Genomic DNA, 16,666 nt, shown 5'->3' with positions numbered 1-16,666 from the left:
TACTGCCGTTGAATAGCGAGACGATCTCACCAGATTCGGTGGGCAGGAACAACGAACGCGGTGGTTGGTTGCTCGAGAGAGCGTGTTTTTATAAAGGGCAAGAGTGCTTTGCGATGTAAGTTTCTTTTTGATAACCACATGATTTTTGGCATCAACACCATGTAGCTGGAAACTCTTTTTACTCAGATCAATTCCGAGGAAAGCTACCTGACCTTTTTGATTAGTTCCTGATTTGTTTTGCGTGCCCGTGGTTCGCTCCGTTTCTTATTCTGAATGGTGTTCCGCAAAACTCATTCTATCTTCTATCTTGGCTCATTTGAAGCCGTTTTGGGAACGGGGCGGACCATTCCATTAGGTCTTGAATCCATTCAAAAGAAAGACCTAAGGCAGTTTCGGCTTCCCTGGGTTTGCGTCAAGAAGAAAGACCTGACGCCCAGCTTTTACAAAACGGAATTTTTAGACCAATTTTCTGCCACTACATGGATGCAGGAGCCGGAGCAACGCAGGAGCAGTTGCCGCGTAGTGCAGTCTATTCTCGGACAGCCTCCTTGAGATTATTACCGCCCTTGTGTTTTTGCGCCTGCTTTCTGGAAGGGTTAAGCGAGTTAGACACGGTCAAAAACCATACTCTTTTTGATAATTTGGCCAACTTCCGCAGTAATTACATTTACCTTTGGCGTAAAAGCCAACTGCAGTTTTTCTTTTTTACGGGCCTCCCTGGCGGGGTTCAACCAATTAGCCAAAGAACGCATCTGCGCATCATAATGATTATCAAAATTCCGATAAACATACGCCAGAGAGCTTAAATAAGCGGCCACATTGAGGCCTGCGGATGAGCCAGGCATGATGTCAGGGTGAACCTTGAGTTTATCCAGGGCTGCTTCAAAGCTGCCATAGATATCAACAGGTATAAAACTTTTCACCTCAGGGTAATCACGGTTCAGATACTGGCGCAGACCTTTCAATAGCAGCTCAGCGGCTTTTTTTTCATCGCCAATAAGATGAAAGCCCCAACCCGCAGAATGAAGAATCCATATATCATTTGGAAAAAACTGACAGGCTTCCAGGGAAAGACGCTCGACAGCATCCCGGTATTTATGAGGAACGTGATAATAATCCAAAAACAGCTCATTCAACTCTCTCCAGTAATCCCGCTCATTGTTTTCGCTTGCGGGCTCTGAAGAACCGGTTTTCACTGTCCGTGAATGCACAGCATGAGCAGTGTCTTTTTTGAGTTTTACTGTTGGGCAAGGTGGATGGCAGGATTGAGCAGATTCTGTTTTTTCTCTACGTCGAGAGCCCGTTGTACGAGCGTCTGTCCCCCGTTTAAGTCTGTTTTTTCTATTACCTTGCTGCGGTTTACTGCGGCTGACTTTAGCTTGTGGTTTAATATCAACGCTGACATCCACCTCATCTTGCCCTGGAGATTGATCAACGTTCTTCAGATCATCCATCCTGATCATGAGCATCATCGTAGCAACAGCCTTGTGCTCATAGAACTCTTCTCTCCATTTAATACCTTTATCTCTGTAATAATCCGCGGCATTTATACAGGCATTATATACCGCCTCGTTATCACCCATTTTTTCCAGGCAACGAATCAATTCTTCAAATACCGGAACTTGATTTTCTCCACTGACCAGGGACTGATAAATAGAGCTGGCTGTATCAACAGCACCGTATATTTCTTCACATCTGGCCTGCATATAGTTTTTCAATACACCTGCTGAAGGCTGCATAAAGGAAAAGTATTCGTAACATTCAATTAATCGTCGTGCATCGTGCTCAGATTTTTCTAATACACAAACTGTTGCAGTATGCAACAACTGCAACAGCCCATAACGCTCAAAATCATCAGAAACACTAATGACTGACTTATGTTGAAATATCTGACAACTCTCTTTTACGTAGGAAATCACCAGTTCCGTGTTAACCTCTTTTCCGATCAGCAAATTGAAATGTAACGTCTGAATCTTGATTACATCAAGCTTACCCCCATAGGTTTTCATCTGCAGAAATTCGTTTTCCCTTTCACTTAAGTGTGGCAATTGACCAAAACATTTCAAAGCTACTTTTACCGGTAGCTCCGGGCTAAAGTAGGGTGCACAATAATGACTGCCATCAACATTAATGCAGCTGCAGATAATATTTAACGTAAAATACGATTCCCAAATTGAATACCATTGTGGGAAAGATGATATCTTCCCCATATCGTCCTTGCTAAGTACAATCCTGAAAATCAGCTCGACAATTTCTCCAATCTCATGCTTGGCGGCAACAGTTATTGGTAATTTCATAGATTGAGCCTTGTTGAGTAGCGCAGCCGTGATGGACGTAGCCCTGCATACGTTCATGGCTTTAAAATGTTCTCCATACACTTTTTGCATAATACATAACATGCAATTTATAAAATGATCAGGGCTGTAAAAATCAGACAATATCTCAAGAAGACTAGCAATGTCTTGTTGTCTTATTTCTTCTTTAGAATCTAATGTAAGAGAAAAGATCTTGTTTGTAATAAGCTCCAGCTGTCTTAACTTAAAAAGATTTTCAACTTTTAAGTCATTCTTTATTTGCCTAAGTTGAGAAACGGTCATTTTTTTTCTGGAAACAGAACCAATTTTTTCATCATTAAACGTCGGACCTTTTTCCAAAACACGAATAGCTTTTACAAGAAGGAGATATTCCTGAGATCTGGCATCAAAAAAAACAGAGCTAAAGCCTGGAGAGCCAAGGTGATTAGTAGTAACTTCAGGCTCTACAGTACGCGTTGAAAGACTATCAGAAGCAGGATGAGCTGGAACTCCTTTTCTTTGTGAAGGAGTGTCAAGCGTTTCAGACGTACTATCCCCGGTAACTGAGGATGCATATTCAGAATGAAATAAATTACACTTCGAGGAGATCATAATTATTCACCAAATCAATAGGAGCCTGTCAAAAAAATAGGAGCCTGTCAAAAAAATAGTCTCGTCAGTAAAATCCGTGCTCACAGAATATAATATGTCGACGAATCTGATGTATAACATCAAAACTGATTTATTATTTGTGGAATCTTGACAAGTAGTAGAGGAGCAGGATTAACCTGCGCAGGAAATAGGACACCTAAGCAGGAACAGGACAGGAAATAGGCCCCCCATTTTTGGCCTGCATGCCTCGCCGGAAACTGTGTTTGTGGCTTTCCCGGATAGTCCGGAAGGCAAACTGGGGGTAGCGCGTTTCAAAGCGGAGTGTTGCCTGAGGGGCCTGCCGTTGAAAGGCCGATGGATCACACCGGATGAGGTGGTTACAGCTTTCCCGGATAGCTCGAAAGGCAAACTTGGGATAGCGCACTTCAAAGTGGCATGCTGCTTGAGGCACCTGCGTTGAATAGCGAGACGATCTCACCAGATTCGGTGGGCAGGGATAACGAACGTGGTGGTTGGTTGCTCAAAAGAGCGTGTTATTATAAAGGGCAAGAGTGCTTTGCGATGTAAGTTTCTTTTTGATAACCACATGACCTTTGGCATCAACACCATGTAGCTGGAAACTCTTTTTACTCAGATCAATTCCGAGGAAAGCTACCTGACCTTTTTGATTAGTTCCTGATTTGTTTTGCGTGCCCGTGGTTCGCTCCGTTTCTTATTCTGAATGGTGTTCCGCAAAACTCATTCTATCTTCTATCTTGGCTCATTTGAAGCCGTTTTGGGAACGGGGCGGACCATTCCATTAGGTCTTGAATCCATTCAAAAGAAAGGCCTAAGCCAGTTTCGGCTTCCCTGGTTTTGCGTCAATAAGAAAGACCTGCCCCCCCGGCTTTCTGACCCCCAGCTTTCCTTGGTTGACATAAATAAATAGTGAATGAGTGGCGAAAGGTAGGAACTTTTATAAGAAAGCATGGTCTTAAGCTTTAATTAGATAATTCATTAATTCAATGGATAGACCAGCTTCTTCTCAATTAAGTCCAGCCTCTAAAGGCCTTTCTAATATTCAGGGCGTGCCTTTAGCTGAATCTGGTGCAACAGGTCAGGCTTTTTCCCGAATGGTTACTGAAGTTGGACAACCTGTAACTAAGCATGACATGACTGACCAAACTACAAGTTCAGATAATCAAGGATATTTAAATCCTAAAAAAAAATGGTTGAAAGATTTCGCTGTACAAAATCAAACTAGCTATAAAGATTCTCCTGCAATTCCAGTAGCTATACCACTGGAAAATTATCAGGTTGCAGAATATGACCCTGAAAATAATACTTTTTCGATATACTCCTTAACAAAGGGTGTTCAATCAACCTCGCAAAACTCGACAGATGTTGATACTAAACTTAATCCACCTATTCAAATTCCTAATCAAGATGGCATTGGTAATTTCTCTAAATCCACAGCGTCGATTGCGATTATTACCCCACGATTGAAAAGTGAACATCTTCAACAATATATATCTCCTGCGATTCAAGCCGAAGAAGCTATTGATGAAAATTCTTCACATATTGAATGCCAAAGGGAGCTTCGCAAAGATCCCGTTTACGCTGAGCGCCAAAGGGAGCGCCAAAGGGAGCGCCAAAGGGAGCTTCGCAAAGATCCCGCTTACGCCGAGCGCGAAAGGGAGCGCCAAAGGGAGCGCAAAAGGGAGCTTCGCAAAGACCCCGCTTACGCGGAGCGCGAAAGAGAGCGCAGAAGGGAGCGCTACCAGACAGATTCCGCTTACGCCGAGCGCCAAAGGGAGCGCCAAAGGGCGCTTCGCAAAGATCCCGCTTACGCCGAGCGCCTAAGGGAGTACCATAGGGAGCGCCAAAAGGAGCTTCGCAAAGATCCCGCTTACGCCGAGCGCCAAAGGGAGCGCCAAAGGGCGCTTCGCAGAGATCCCGCTTACGCCGAGCGCGAAAGGGAACGCCAAAGGGAGCGTCGCAAAGATCCCGCTTACGCCAAGCGTCAAAGGGAGCGCAAAAAGCAGTATCGTCAGTCAGTCAATTCAGCTAAAACTCAGGTGATTTACCACTGACGGGAAAAGGTCAGGTCAACCTGGTTGTTATTGAACTTGCCAATGAATTCGGCATTTCTTATGAGTATGCAAGTGCAGTTCTGACTGAGACTGATTTCTTGAAGTTGTGTCTTGAGGCAATACCTGAAGCTTTTCTTGAATTGCTTTCAAGTCGTTCATTTTTGTTGTTAGTGGGTTCAATAATTGCGTTGTATGGTTTGCCAATCCTGAGAGATTATTTTCAGCAACAATTTTATCCAGGTGATTCTGTGGCTAATGAAGAAACTGAAGTGTTAATTTCTATTCAATAACATGAGTTTTTGTCTCATCAGCACCATCTTACATTTCACTCATTCATTGACTCATCGCCCTCAGGGCTTCCTGCAGGGTTGGCATTAAGCTGTTGTTGCAGGAACTGAACCACCTTATGATGGCCCTTTTGCCTGGCGATGGAAAGTACGTCCGCCAGCTACTCCCGATGAATACACGTCAGCTGCCACAACCAGAAAACTGACATACTCATAATTTCTGAAAACACAAGAGAACCCTCAACTTTCGCTGCTAAGAAAAATAACTATCATCACCCTGAAAAATTCTGGCTATCTTGCCAAATCATGATGTGTCAAAAGCTATCTTTTGTGCTTTAGCACCATGGGCAATGGCTTTAAACAAACTGTCCCAGCTATCAATCATTAACGTGAGAAAGAAGCTGGTGATTTTCCTCCATAATCGCTTTCGTGTAGGCTTCTTTGGTTTATTTAAAGCCTGCTGAAATTTTGGACAAGAAAATTCCTGAATCTGATCAACCAGGAATGCGAGAAAAGTAAGGTAGGCGAAATTCGTAGCCAGATGTTTTTCGCCATGACCGTAATTGTGTTCAAGTTGATAGCCTTGATTTTTCAGGGTATTAAACGTTTCATTTTCAATGCGCCATCTACAACGGCCTCCTCGCATCACGGATTCAACGGTATCATCGGTTAATTCAAGATCAGTTACCCAGCACCAGACATGCTGGATCCCTTTTTTGTCGATTTCAATGTAATCCAGAACATTAACCCGCTCTGTTTCATCCTGAAGATTGAGGGGGACGTTATTGGCGTAGCGGAATTTATGAGTCGTGTTATTTTTCTCATCAACGATTTTGTGGTGATGAACCTGGCCTTCGTCATAAAGGGCATTCATGGCCTCAATAAGCGACACATGGTTACCATCTTTGGCCACGATAATATAGTGCCAGCCATGCTCTCTGATCAGAGCAATGGTAGGGTTGTCCGCATATAGACCATCCAGAAGAATCACCAGTTTCAGGCGTGGATGGTCATGTTTTGTCTGCGCCAGAAAACGTCTTATTGCCGCTTTTTCACAATCATTTTTTGTGGAACCATCCTGTCGGCAAATTGCTTCCGGCGCTAAAGGAATGACGGTTTTTCTGGAAGGGTGGACAATACAGCCCCCCATAATATTGTGGTAAAAGGTTTCACTTTTTTTGCCCTCGTTTTTAATGCAGCAGTCATCACAGCGGCAGGTTCCCGAATAAAAGAGACCCGTACCATCAATAGGAAGCAGATAAAGATCTTTCAACTTGCCACATTCGAATGCATAAGCTTGCAGAGCACCATTGCGCTGAACGACAGAAAACAATTCTTTAAACGGCGTCTTCAACCCGAGTGGATTAACCGGGTCAACAACCTCTCTCATTCTGGTATCGGAGGGAACTTTGCCATCTTTTACGTGATAGAGCTTTTCAAGATTATGACAGCAGATTTCATCAAGCCGCTCTTCATCAAACCCTAATAGTGAATCGAACTTTTGATGCATCATCGCAAAAGCAGATTTCAGAAAGTTAGGAAAGGGTATCACGCATTTATTTGGACGATGATCTGGAATGCTGTCGAAGCATTCTGATACCTTTTTTATCAAGTAAGAAGCACTGAATTGCCTGACATTTTTCTGAATAGCCGTACCCATGACTGACTCGACGACAATGATTGAGTAATATGCAATTTTAGTCGAAGAATTGTGCGGGCATGATTTTTTTACCTCTTCTGTATCTCTCGTGGCTGTAGTGCTTCAGGATTCATCGGGAATTACTGTACGTCCGCATTGTTGACCGGGTTGGAGTAGTGAATGTTGGCACCTTGTTGACACAGGTACATGACGGTATCCAGATGACCATACTCTGATGCAGTCCAGAGTGCGCTGCCAAGGCTCTGGTATTCCACATTAACGTCAGCCCCCTGCTCAACAAGGTACTTCACTACATCAATATTGACTTTGCTGCCTCTGTCAAGCAGGTATGCCACGGTATCCATACTGCCAGCGCTGGCCGCCCAATAGAGTGGCGAACCCGACCCGGCATCTTGAAGTCTTGCGCCCTTGCTGTCCAGAAATTTGACCAGTTCCAAGTGCCCCCGGCCGCAGGCCTGACACATTGGGGTTTCCTGGCCCATGCAGTGGGCGTGAATGTCTGCGCCCTTGTCCAGTAGCCACTCTACTGCTTCTATGGAGCCACTGCGGGCTGCAGAAGAGATCGGGGAATAATAACCTTCCTCATCAATGTTGATGGCCAGCCCTGCTGGCAATGTAATCCATCATCACCTTTTTACCACCCTCAGCAGCGCGGCGGAATAGGGTGGTGCCAAGGTCAGGAGCATCAATTCTCAGCTTATAACGCTCAAGCAAGTACTCCACCAGTTTGCAACTGCCAGAATAGGCCGCAGCCTCGATGGGGTGGTGTCCTTTCCGGGTGATGGCGTTGATGTCCGGGCCGCCGGCATTGATGTCCGCTCCCTGGTCAAGCAGATATTTGACCGTTTGCAGGTTGCCGCTGCGGCAGGCAGCCCAGATCAGGGTTTTGGCACCGGTTTCGCCATGGCTATTGTTTGCACCTCGCTCAAGCAGTAACCTGACCAGCTCAAAATGGCCGCAGATTGCCGCAGCATAAACCGGGGTATGTTGCCCGGTACTCTGGTTATCAATGTCCTCGCCCCGATTGAGCAGATACTCTACGATTCTGGAAAACCCCATTTTGGCGGCATGGTGAATCGGGGCATCCCTGCCCGGGCAAGCGATTTGCAGATAGGCACCGTTCATTTCCAGAAACGCCACCAGATCCTGGTGGCCACCATTAATGGCCCAGTACAGTGGCGAATTGACGCCTGTGGTGCTGCCAGCCTGTATGTCGGCATGATGTGCCAACAGAAACTTGATTATCTCCCGACGCCCGGCAGCGGTTGCTACTGACAAAGGTGCATGGAGAGGGTTACTGGCCTCAAGGTGTGACCCCGAAGACAGCAGAAACTTTACCACTTCAAGATTGCCAGCCAATGCGGCCAGCCAGATTGGGGTGTACCACGATCCTTTCTCAACAGCCATGGGCAGTAGGGCGGCAACAGAGGGGTCTAACCCGATAATGTTGACTGATTGCTGATCCAATGTCGCAATCTGGCTGGAGAGGTTGCAATTAACATCGGCACCCTGTTGAAGCAATGCTGAAATGGCGTTAATTTCTCCATGCAAAATTCCAGACATCAATTGCCATTGCCAGTCTTCCGGCAGGGGCGTAGGGGTATACTGCCCTGATGGCGCGATGGTTCGGTCTTTCAGGGCGGTAGCGGCGACAGGGCTGTTGTGGGCAGGGGCAGCCTCTTTTGGCAAGGCAGGAAGAACCGGGGCCGATGACTTATCGGTGGCATCAAGGCCAGAAGGCTTTTTGTCGGTGGATATGCCGGTGAATGCACTCTGGCCATCAGGACTGGAAACTGCACCATACATTTTTTTGATCCTAATTCAGTTTTTATAAACCTACTTGACATTTATCTGCCCTTTTTTATCCCTCCCCGGACAATTATTTTTATATGGAACTACTAATGTATCAAAAAAGTGACTGATTCCTTGGCAGTAAAGATAGGGAAACTTTTTGGCTTCATTAGCCCAAACTTTCATTTCACTCATTTTTTGACTCATCAAGGATAAGCGCTTCCGGGCTTCCGGCAGGAACTGCTGCTGCAATCTGTTGTTGCAGGAATTGAACCACCTCCTGATGGTTCCCTTGCCTGGCAATGGAAAGTACGTCCGCATTTTCAGCCGGGTTGGAGTAGTGAATGTTGGCACCCTGTTGACACAGGTACATGACGGTATCCAGACGACCAGACTCTGATGCAGTCCAGAGTGCGCTGCCAAGACTCTGGCATTCCACATTAACGTCAGCCCCCTGCTCAACAAGATACTTCACCACATCAATAGTGCCTCTTTGTGCCGCTAACCAGAGAAGGTCGGAGATGTCAGGCCTGGGGTTAGCACTGAAATGGGTCTTGAATGCGCCGAGCAGGTACTTTATTGCGTTCAGTTGGCCTCGACAGGTCGCTTCAGTGAGTGCCATAGAGATGTGTGACGGCTTGATATGCTGCAGTATCGCCTTATTTTCAAACAGGTACTCCAATACGGGGCAATGACCTCCGTTTGCGGCGACATTGAGCAAAAGGTCTGCTTCAATTATTGCGGATTTATGTACCAGATATTTGACCAGCCGAAGGTGCCCTTGCGCTGCGGCCTCGACGACAGGCGTAGTGCGCCCGCTATCGTTGGCATTAACATTGACGCCCCTGTCAAGCAGGTATGCCACGATATCCATACTGCCAGCGCTGGCCGCCCAATAGAGTGGCGAACCCCACCCAGTACCTTGAAGTCTTGCGCCCTTGCTGTCCAGGGATTTGGCCAGTTCAAAGTGCCCCCAGGCGCAGGCCTGGCATATTGGGGATTGATGGCCTCGGCAGTGGGCGTGAATGTCTGCGCCCTTGTCCAGTAGCCACGCCACCGCTGCGATGGAGCCGCTGCGGGCTGCGGAAGAGATCGGGGAATAGTAACCCTTCTCATCAATGTTGATGGTTGTCCTGCTGGCAATATAATCCATCATCACCACCTTGCCTCCCTCAGCAGCGTGGCGGAATAGGGCGGTGCCAAGGCCGGGAGCATCAATTCTCAGCTTATAACGCTCAAGCAGGTACTCCACCAGTTGCCAACTGCCAGAATAGGCAGCAGCCTCAATAGGGGAGGTTTTTTTCCAGGGGCAGGTATTACTGTTGATGGCGTCGAAGTCCCCGCAACCGGCGTTGATGTCCGCCCCCTGGTCAAGCAGATATTTGACCGTTTGCAGGCTACCGCTGTAACAGGCTGCCCAGATCAGGGTATTTTCACCGGTTTCACCATGGCTATTGTTTGCGCCTCGCTCAAGCAGTAACCTGACCAGCTCAAAATGGCCGTTGAATGCCGCGGCATAAACCGGGGTATGCTTCCCGGTACTCTGGTTATCAATGTCCTCGCCCCGATTGAGCAGATACTCCACGACTCTGGAGGATCCTACTTTGGCGGCATGGTGAATCGGGGCACCCCTGCCCGGGCAACCGATTTGCAAACGGGCACCGTTCTGTTCCAGCAACGCCACCAGATCCTGATGGCCACCTTTAATGGCCCAGTACAGTGGCGAATTGACACCTGTGGTGCTGCCAGCCTGTATTTCGGCATGATGCTCCAGCAGAATCTGGACTATCTCCCGATGCCCGGCAGCGGCAGCTCCTGTCAGTGGTGCATGGAGAGGGTTACTGCACTCAAGATGTGCCCCCGAAGACAGCAGAAGCTTTACCAATTCAGGATTGCCAATTGTTGCGGCCAGCCGGAGTGGGGTGTATTGCGATTCTTGCTTAAAAACCCTGGCCAGTTGGGCGGCAATTGAGGGGGCTACCCCGCTAATGTTGACAGGTTGCTGATCCAATGTCGCAAGCTGGCTGGAGAGGTCGCAATTCACATCGACACTCTGTTGAAGCAATGCTGAAATGGCATCAATTTCTCCGTTCAAAATTCCAGACACCAATTGCCATTGCCAGTTTTCCGGCAGGGGCTGTAGGCTATGATGCCCTGATGGTGCGATGGTTCTTTCTATCAAGGCAGTGGCGGAGGCAGGGCTGTGGGCAGGGGACGTCTCTTTTGGCAAGACAGGAAGAACAGGAGCTGACGACTTATCGGTGGCATCATGGCCAGAAGGCTTGTTGTCGGAGGATGTGCCGATGAATGCACCCTGACCATCAGGACTGGAAACTGCACCATACATTTTTTGATCCCAATTCAGTTTTAACAGTACCGTTGGACATTTATTTCCCCTTTTTTATCCCCCCCCGGACAATTATTTTTATATGGAACTAATGTATTAAAAAAGTGACTGATAACTGATAAATAAAGAATGAGTTGTGAAAGAGAGGAACTTTTACAAGAAGGCGTCAGTAATTCCCGATGAATCCTGAAGCACTACAGCCACGAGAGATACAGAAGAGGTAAAAAAATCATGCCCGCACAATTCTTCGACTAAAATTGCATATTACTCAATCATTGTCGTCGAGTCAGTCATGGGTACGGCTATTCAGAAAAATGTCAGGCAATTCAGTGCTTCTTACTTGATAAAAAAGGTATCAGAATGCTTCGACAGCATTCCAGATCATCGTCCAAATAAATGCGTGATACCCTTTCCTAACTTTCTGAAATCTGCTTTTGCGATGATGCATCAAAAGTTCGATTCACTATTAGGGTTTGATGAAGAGCGGCTTGATGAAATCTGCTGTCATAATCTTGAAAAGCTCTATCACGTAAAAGATGGCAAAGTTCCCTCCGATACCAGAATGAGAGAGGTTGTTGACCCGGTTAATCCACTCGGGTTGAAGACGCCGTTTAAAGAATTGTTTTCTGTCGTTCAGCGCAATGGTGCTCTGCAAGCTTATGCATTCGAATGTGGCAAGTTGAAAGATCTTTATCTGCTTCCTATTGATGGTACGGGTCTCTTTTATTCGGGAACCTGCCGCTGTGATGACTGCTGCATTAAAAACGAGGGCAAAAAAAGTGAAACCTTTTACCACAATATTATGGGGGGCTGTATTGTCCACCCTTCCAGAAAAACCGTCATTCCTTTAGCGCCGGAAGCAATTTGCCGACAGGATGGTTCCACAAAAAATGATTGTGAAAAAGCGGCAATAAGACGTTTTCTGGCGCAGACAAAACATGACCATCCACGCCTGAAACTGGTGATTCTTCTGGATGGTCTATATGCGGACAACCCTACCATTGCTCTGATCAGAGAGCATGGCTGGCACTATATTATCGTGGCCAAAGATGGTAACCATGTGTCGCTTATTGAGGCCATGAATGCCCTTTATGACGAAGGCCAGGTTCATCACCACAAAATCGTTGATGAGAAAAATAACACGACTCATAAATTCCGCTACGCCAATAACGTCCCCCTCAATCTTCAGGATGAAACAGAGCGGGTTAATGTTCTGGATTACATTGAAATCGACAAAAAAGGGATCCAGCATGTCTGGTGCTGGGTAACTGATCTTGAATTAACCGATGATACCGTTGAATCCGTGATGCGAGGAGGCCGTTGTAGATGGCGCATTGAAAATGAAACGTTTAATACCCTGAAAAATCAAGGCTATCAACTTGAACACAATTACGGTCATGGCGAAAAACATCTGGCTACGAATTTCGCCTACCTTACTTTTCTCGCATTCCTGGTTGATCAGATTCAGGAATTTTCTTGTCCAAAATTTCAGCAGGCTTTAAATAAACCAAAGAAGCCTACACGAAAGCGATTATGGAGGAAAATCACCAGCTTCTTTCTCACGTTAATGATTGATAGCTGGGACAGTTTGTTTAAAGCCATTGCCCATGGTGCTAAAGCACAAAAGATAGCTTTTGACACATCATGATTTGGCAAGATAGCCAGAATTTTTCAGGGTGATGATAGTTATTTTTCTTAGCAGCGAAAGTTGAGGGTTCTCTTGTGTTTTCAGAAATTATGAGTATGTCAGTTTTCTGGTTGTGGCAGCTGACGTGTATTCATCGGGAGTAGCTGAGAAGGCGTAGTCTTAAGCTGTAATTCAACAATTCAATAATTCGATGTATCAAGCCAATCAATTACCTTCATATGATGCTTCTTTTTTTTATCTTTGGTCCAGCGCATTAGGTTTAGTAGATCAAGAACTGCAATTTGGTGCCACCGAACAGCAGCCTGTTTATCAAGGCATACCAGTTCGAGTGCTGAACCCTGTTTCTATTTACAATAGCGGACTAGATACATATCAGAATGAATCTGATTATTCTAATTCATTAATTAAATATAATATCGAATCTCTAACAGACTTCGATGCAGAAAACACTTCTGGAGCAGGTATTCAAGAGATACTGCATATTCTGGCTAATCGTGAACGCTCATTCTGGCAAAGCGTGAACACGAATTCTGGCCAGGCGTGAACATGGATTCTGGCTGATCGTGAACATTTTTGCCCGATTTCCAGAATCGCGTTCACGACTCCAGAATTCATGTTCACGACACCAGAATCGTAACGGTAACGTAACTATTTCCCTTTCTTAAGCATTGATTTCGTTCAACTTGTGCCGCTCCCCTTAACTCTCAATCAAAAGGAGCAGCGGCCATGCCAATGGAAACGAGGTTACCAATGCGTAAAATCAGGGACATCTTGCGACTCCGGTTCGAGTGCCGGTTAACCATCCGACAGATCTCTGTCAGCCTCAGAATCAGCACGGGTGTCATCACCAAATACCTGAACCTGTTCAGTGAATCCGGGCTGAGCTGGCCACTGCCGAATGAGATGGACGATACGTCACTGATCAACCAGCTCACTCCTGAAGCCATTAACCGCCGATATCAAGGGCTGATTGATCCTGACTGGATCGATATTCACCGTTCCCTCAAGCAAAAGGGAATGACCAAACAGGTGCTCTGGGAGGAATACTGTGACGTTTACCCCCACAGCCATTACAGCTATGCCCAGTTCTGCCATCGCTACAATGAGTGGCGCAAAAAGCAGAAACGCTCCATGCGCCAGGAGCACCGGGGCGGCGAAAAACTGTTTATCGACTATGCGGGTCTGACCGTCCCCATTGTCAGCCGTGAAACCGGCGAAACCGCGCCAGCACAGATCTTTGTTGCCGTGCTGGGGGCATCCAGCTACACCTATGCTGAAGCCAGCTGGACCCAGGGCCTGCAGGACTTTCTCTGCTCCCAGGCCCGGGCGTTTCAGTTCTTTGGCGGCGTGACCCAGTTGCTGGTTCCGGATAACCTGCGCAGCGCAGTATCCAAAGCCTGCCGCTACGAGCCACAGATCAACCGGAGTTACCAGCACCTGGCCGAACACTTTGGCACCTCCATCATGCCTGCCAGGCCTTACAAGCCGAAAGATAAGGCAAAGGTAGAGGTCGCCGTGCAGGTCGTTGAGCGCTGGATATTAATGCGCCTGCGCCATACTACGTTCTTCTCGCTGGCGGAGCTGAACCAGGAAATACGACGCCTGCTGGAAGACCTCAACAACCGACCTTTCAAGCAGCAACCCGGTTGCCGTCGTACGCTGTATGAGCAGCTGGATCAACCGGCGCTCAGGCCCTTACCCCGGGAGGCATTTGAATACATCGAATTCAAGTATGCCCGGGTCAATATTGACTACCACGTGCAGTATGGAAACCACTCCTACTCAGTGCCCCATCAGCTGGTGCGTGAGCAGGTGGAAATCCGGGCAGGACAGCAACTGGTGCAGATCTTCTACAAGGGGAAGCCGGTAGCCAGCCATCCCCGCAAATGGGGAACCGGCTTCACCACCCGCACAGAGCATATGCCAGAGCGCCACCAGAAACAGCAGCAGTGGACACCGGGACGACTCCTGAACTGGGCGAAAAAGCTGGGCCCCGACGTCCTGTGGTTTACTCAGCAACTGCTCGATAGCAAAGAGCATCCGGAACAGGCTTACCGTGCCTGTCTTGGACTGCTCAACATGGAGCGTGAATACGGCGCTGACCGATTGAATGCGGCCTGCCACCGGGCCAGAAACACCGGTGGTCGGCGAGTTGCTAATGTCCGTTCGATCCTCCAGTCCGGATTAGACAAAATCCCGCTGAACAAGGCAGAAACCAGCGACGATGATCGTGTGACCAGAAGCCATGAAAACATTCGCGGCGCCAGCTTTTACCAGTGAGGAGCGAGACCATGATCAATCAAAACCTGACTCGCCTTCGCAGCCTGCGCCTGGGAGGCATGGCGGATGCCCTGAACCTGCAGAGTGAGCAACCCGGCACCTATGAAGGGCTCAGCTTCGAAGAGCGGCTGGCCCTGCTTATTGACCAGGAGGACGCGGACCGCAGCAACAAACGACTGGCCCGGTTACTGAAAGCAGCTCGTTTCAAACTGGCAGCCACCCTGGAGGATATTGATTATGAGCAGCCCCGGGGGATTACCCGTTCCCAGATGGCCTCACTGATACCGGGTGAGTGGCTGAGCAAAAACCAGAACCTGCTGATCACCGGACCCTGTGGAACTGGCAAAAGCTGGCTTAGTTGCGCCTTTGGCCACAGTGCCTGCCTGCGCGGTTACAGTGTGCGCTACTACCGGACCTCCCGGTTGCTGGAAGCCATGACCATTGCTCACGGTGATGGCAGCTACAGCAAGCTCCTGCAGCAACTGGCGAAAGTCAATTTGCTGATACTGGACGACTGGGGGCTTGAGCCCCTGACCCAGAGCCAGCGCAATGACCTGTTGGAGATTATGGATGACAGGCATAACCAGAGTTCTACCATCGTCACTAGCCAGCTACCGGTATCGAAGTGGCATGACAGCATCGGTGACGCGACGCTGGCTGATGCCATTCTGGACCGGCTGATTCATAACGCCCACCGGTTGGAACTCAAGGGAAAGTCCATGAGAAAAAATCAGACCAAAACTGGAGGGTCGTGAACACTCAGGCTACAAATAAAGGAGGGCAGTGCTTGGGTAAGCGGAGGTGTTCACGCTTACCAGAATTAGCGTTCACGTTTACCAGAATATGCAGATACCACAATCCATTCTTGATGAATATGTTCCTTACCAGAATGAGTATGAACACGTTAAAAATCCATTATTACTAACACCAGGTACTCCCTTTCAGCAGCTAATAATGTGGGACGAGCTTGAAATTAGAGAGCACACAACAGCGAATCATACAAATTCAGGTTTACAGTTAACTAATCTTCCTGCCGGAATTCATAGTTCACAAGATTTACGGCCAGTTGCTGTCGTTAATCCGTTATACATGCACCAGGCTACACGTGATAACCAGACAACCCGGGCAGAAGTTAATGTTGATGGCCGTTCTTCACTTGCCGAGCGCAAAAGAAAGCGCCAAAGGGAACTTCGCAAAGATCCCGCTTACGTCGAGCGCGAAAGGGAGCGCCGAAGGGAGCGCTACCAGACAGATCCCGTTTACGCCGAGCGTATAAGGGAGCGCGAAAGGGAGCGCCAAATGGAGCGCTACCAGACAGATCCCGCTTACGCCGAGCGTAAAAGGGAGAACGAAAGGAAGCGCTACCTGACAGATCTCGCTTACGCCGAGCGCAAAAAAGAGCGCGAAAGGAAGCGCTACCTGACAGATCTCGCTTACGCCGAGGGACAAAAGATCTATAAAAAGATCTACCAAAGAATCAAAATACAAACCTCCAACAAGGAAGAAGCTAAAGAGCAGGCTGTGATCGCCAGAGCGCGTTATCTTCAGTCATTCCATTCAGCTAATGAAGTGGTTTAATGACTTAGGACACCTTGTTAAGCACAATAGTGCCATTGATGACGAGGTAGAAAGTGACAAAGCAGCGTAAGAATTATTCTCCGGAATTTAAGCGTAA

Annotated in this window: 12 protein-coding genes; 7 read left to right on the top strand and 5 right to left on the bottom strand. The window is 47.6% G+C overall.

Going from position 1 to position 16,666, the window contains the following annotated elements; all coding sequences use genetic code 11:
- Positions 1 to 605: 605 nt before the first annotated feature.
- Positions 606 to 2,906, bottom strand: coding sequence for a Rho termination factor N-terminal domain-containing protein (locus ACO6UX_RS12725; protein ID WP_422448127.1), 2,301 nt, complete (start codon positions 2,904 to 2,906; stop codon positions 606 to 608).
- Positions 2,907 to 3,165: 259 nt separating this feature from the next.
- On the opposite strand from ACO6UX_RS12725, the gene ACO6UX_RS12720 reads away from it, so the two are divergent.
- Positions 3,166 to 3,366, top strand: coding sequence for a hypothetical protein (locus ACO6UX_RS12720; RefSeq protein ID WP_422448125.1), 201 nt, complete (start codon positions 3,166 to 3,168; stop codon positions 3,364 to 3,366).
- Positions 3,367 to 4,387: 1,021 nt separating this feature from the next.
- Positions 4,388 to 4,978, top strand: a complete 591-nt coding sequence (locus ACO6UX_RS12715; RefSeq protein ID WP_422448123.1) for a hypothetical protein — start codon at positions 4,388 to 4,390, stop codon at positions 4,976 to 4,978.
- A gap of 591 nt (positions 4,979 to 5,569) precedes the next feature.
- Here ACO6UX_RS12715 and ACO6UX_RS12710 read toward each other — a convergent pair.
- The 4 genes from ACO6UX_RS12710 to ACO6UX_RS12695 form a co-directional block, all read right to left on the bottom strand.
- A complete protein-coding gene (locus ACO6UX_RS12710) occupies positions 5,570 to 6,925 on the bottom strand; it encodes a transposase (protein ID WP_422444684.1) in 1,356 nt (451 codons plus the stop codon).
- Between the two features lie 119 nt (positions 6,926 to 7,044).
- Positions 7,045 to 7,539, bottom strand: coding sequence for an ankyrin repeat domain-containing protein (locus ACO6UX_RS12705; protein ID WP_422448121.1), 495 nt, complete (start codon positions 7,537 to 7,539; stop codon positions 7,045 to 7,047).
- On the bottom strand, positions 7,511 to 8,731 hold the full coding sequence (locus ACO6UX_RS12700; RefSeq protein ID WP_422448119.1) for an ankyrin repeat domain-containing protein: 1,221 nt from the start codon (positions 8,729 to 8,731) through the stop codon (positions 7,511 to 7,513). Before ACO6UX_RS12700 ends, ACO6UX_RS12705 begins: the two co-directional genes overlap by 29 nt.
- Before the next feature lie 172 nt (positions 8,732 to 8,903).
- Positions 8,904 to 11,063: an ankyrin repeat domain-containing protein gene (locus tag ACO6UX_RS12695; RefSeq protein ID WP_422448117.1), complete on the bottom strand. Its 2,160-nt coding sequence runs from the start codon at positions 11,061 to 11,063 to the stop codon at positions 8,904 to 8,906.
- A 292-nt stretch (positions 11,064 to 11,355) separates the two neighbouring features.
- Here ACO6UX_RS12695 and ACO6UX_RS12690 point away from each other — a divergent pair, with 292 nt between their 5' ends.
- The 5 genes from ACO6UX_RS12690 (at position 11,356) to ACO6UX_RS12670 (ending at position 16,569) form a co-directional block, all read left to right on the top strand.
- The gene (locus ACO6UX_RS12690; RefSeq protein ID WP_422444684.1) at positions 11,356 to 12,711 is read left to right on the top strand and encodes a transposase; all 1,356 of its coding nucleotides are present in this window, start codon (positions 11,356 to 11,358) and stop codon (positions 12,709 to 12,711) included.
- 190 nt (positions 12,712 to 12,901) lie between these two features.
- Positions 12,902 to 13,255: a hypothetical protein gene (locus ACO6UX_RS12685; RefSeq protein WP_422448115.1), complete on the top strand. Its 354-nt coding sequence runs from the start codon at positions 12,902 to 12,904 to the stop codon at positions 13,253 to 13,255.
- Positions 13,256 to 13,461: 206 nt separating this feature from the next.
- Complete coding sequence (istA, locus tag ACO6UX_RS12680) at positions 13,462 to 14,991, top strand: IS21 family transposase (protein ID WP_422444748.1); 1,530 nt, start codon at positions 13,462 to 13,464, stop codon at positions 14,989 to 14,991.
- 11 nt (positions 14,992 to 15,002) lie between these two features.
- Positions 15,003 to 15,746, top strand: a complete 744-nt coding sequence (gene istB, locus ACO6UX_RS12675; RefSeq protein WP_422444680.1) for an IS21-like element helper ATPase IstB — start codon at positions 15,003 to 15,005, stop codon at positions 15,744 to 15,746.
- 334 nt (positions 15,747 to 16,080) lie between these two features.
- Positions 16,081 to 16,569 (top strand): hypothetical protein, encoded by a 489-nt coding sequence (locus ACO6UX_RS12670; RefSeq protein ID WP_422448113.1) that lies wholly within the window; start codon positions 16,081 to 16,083, stop codon positions 16,567 to 16,569.
- Positions 16,570 to 16,666 lie beyond the last annotated feature (97 nt).

This window comes from Endozoicomonas sp. ALB091 (assembly GCF_049310265.1).
In the GTDB taxonomy this organism is placed as follows: Bacteria; Pseudomonadota; Gammaproteobacteria; order Pseudomonadales; family Endozoicomonadaceae; genus Endozoicomonas.
Note: the sequence above shows the minus strand (reverse complement) of the source record. Positions and strands in the feature narration are given on the sequence as shown.

What these genes read in the sequence shown, in the direction of transcription:
- ACO6UX_RS12725 (WP_422448127.1), bottom strand. Translation starts at nt 2,906, where the DNA reads ATGATCTCCTCGAAGTGTAATTTATTTCATTCTGAATATGCATCCTCA.
- ACO6UX_RS12710 (WP_422444684.1), bottom strand. Translation starts at nt 6,925, where the DNA reads ATGGGTACGGCTATTCAGAAAAATGTCAGGCAATTCAGTGCTTCTTAC.
- ACO6UX_RS12700 (WP_422448119.1), bottom strand. Translation starts at nt 8,731, where the DNA reads ATGTATGGTGCAGTTTCCAGTCCTGATGGCCAGAGTGCATTCACCGGC.
- ACO6UX_RS12695 (WP_422448117.1), bottom strand. Translation starts at nt 11,063, where the DNA reads ATGTATGGTGCAGTTTCCAGTCCTGATGGTCAGGGTGCATTCATCGGC.
- ACO6UX_RS12690 (WP_422444684.1), top strand. Translation starts at nt 11,356, where the DNA reads ATGGGTACGGCTATTCAGAAAAATGTCAGGCAATTCAGTGCTTCTTAC.
- ACO6UX_RS12685 (WP_422448115.1), top strand. Translation starts at nt 12,902, where the DNA reads ATGTATCAAGCCAATCAATTACCTTCATATGATGCTTCTTTTTTTTAT.
- istA (WP_422444748.1), top strand. Translation starts at nt 13,462, where the DNA reads ATGCGTAAAATCAGGGACATCTTGCGACTCCGGTTCGAGTGCCGGTTA.
- istB (WP_422444680.1), top strand. Translation starts at nt 15,003, where the DNA reads ATGATCAATCAAAACCTGACTCGCCTTCGCAGCCTGCGCCTGGGAGGC.
- ACO6UX_RS12670 (WP_422448113.1), top strand. Translation starts at nt 16,081, where the DNA reads ATGCACCAGGCTACACGTGATAACCAGACAACCCGGGCAGAAGTTAAT.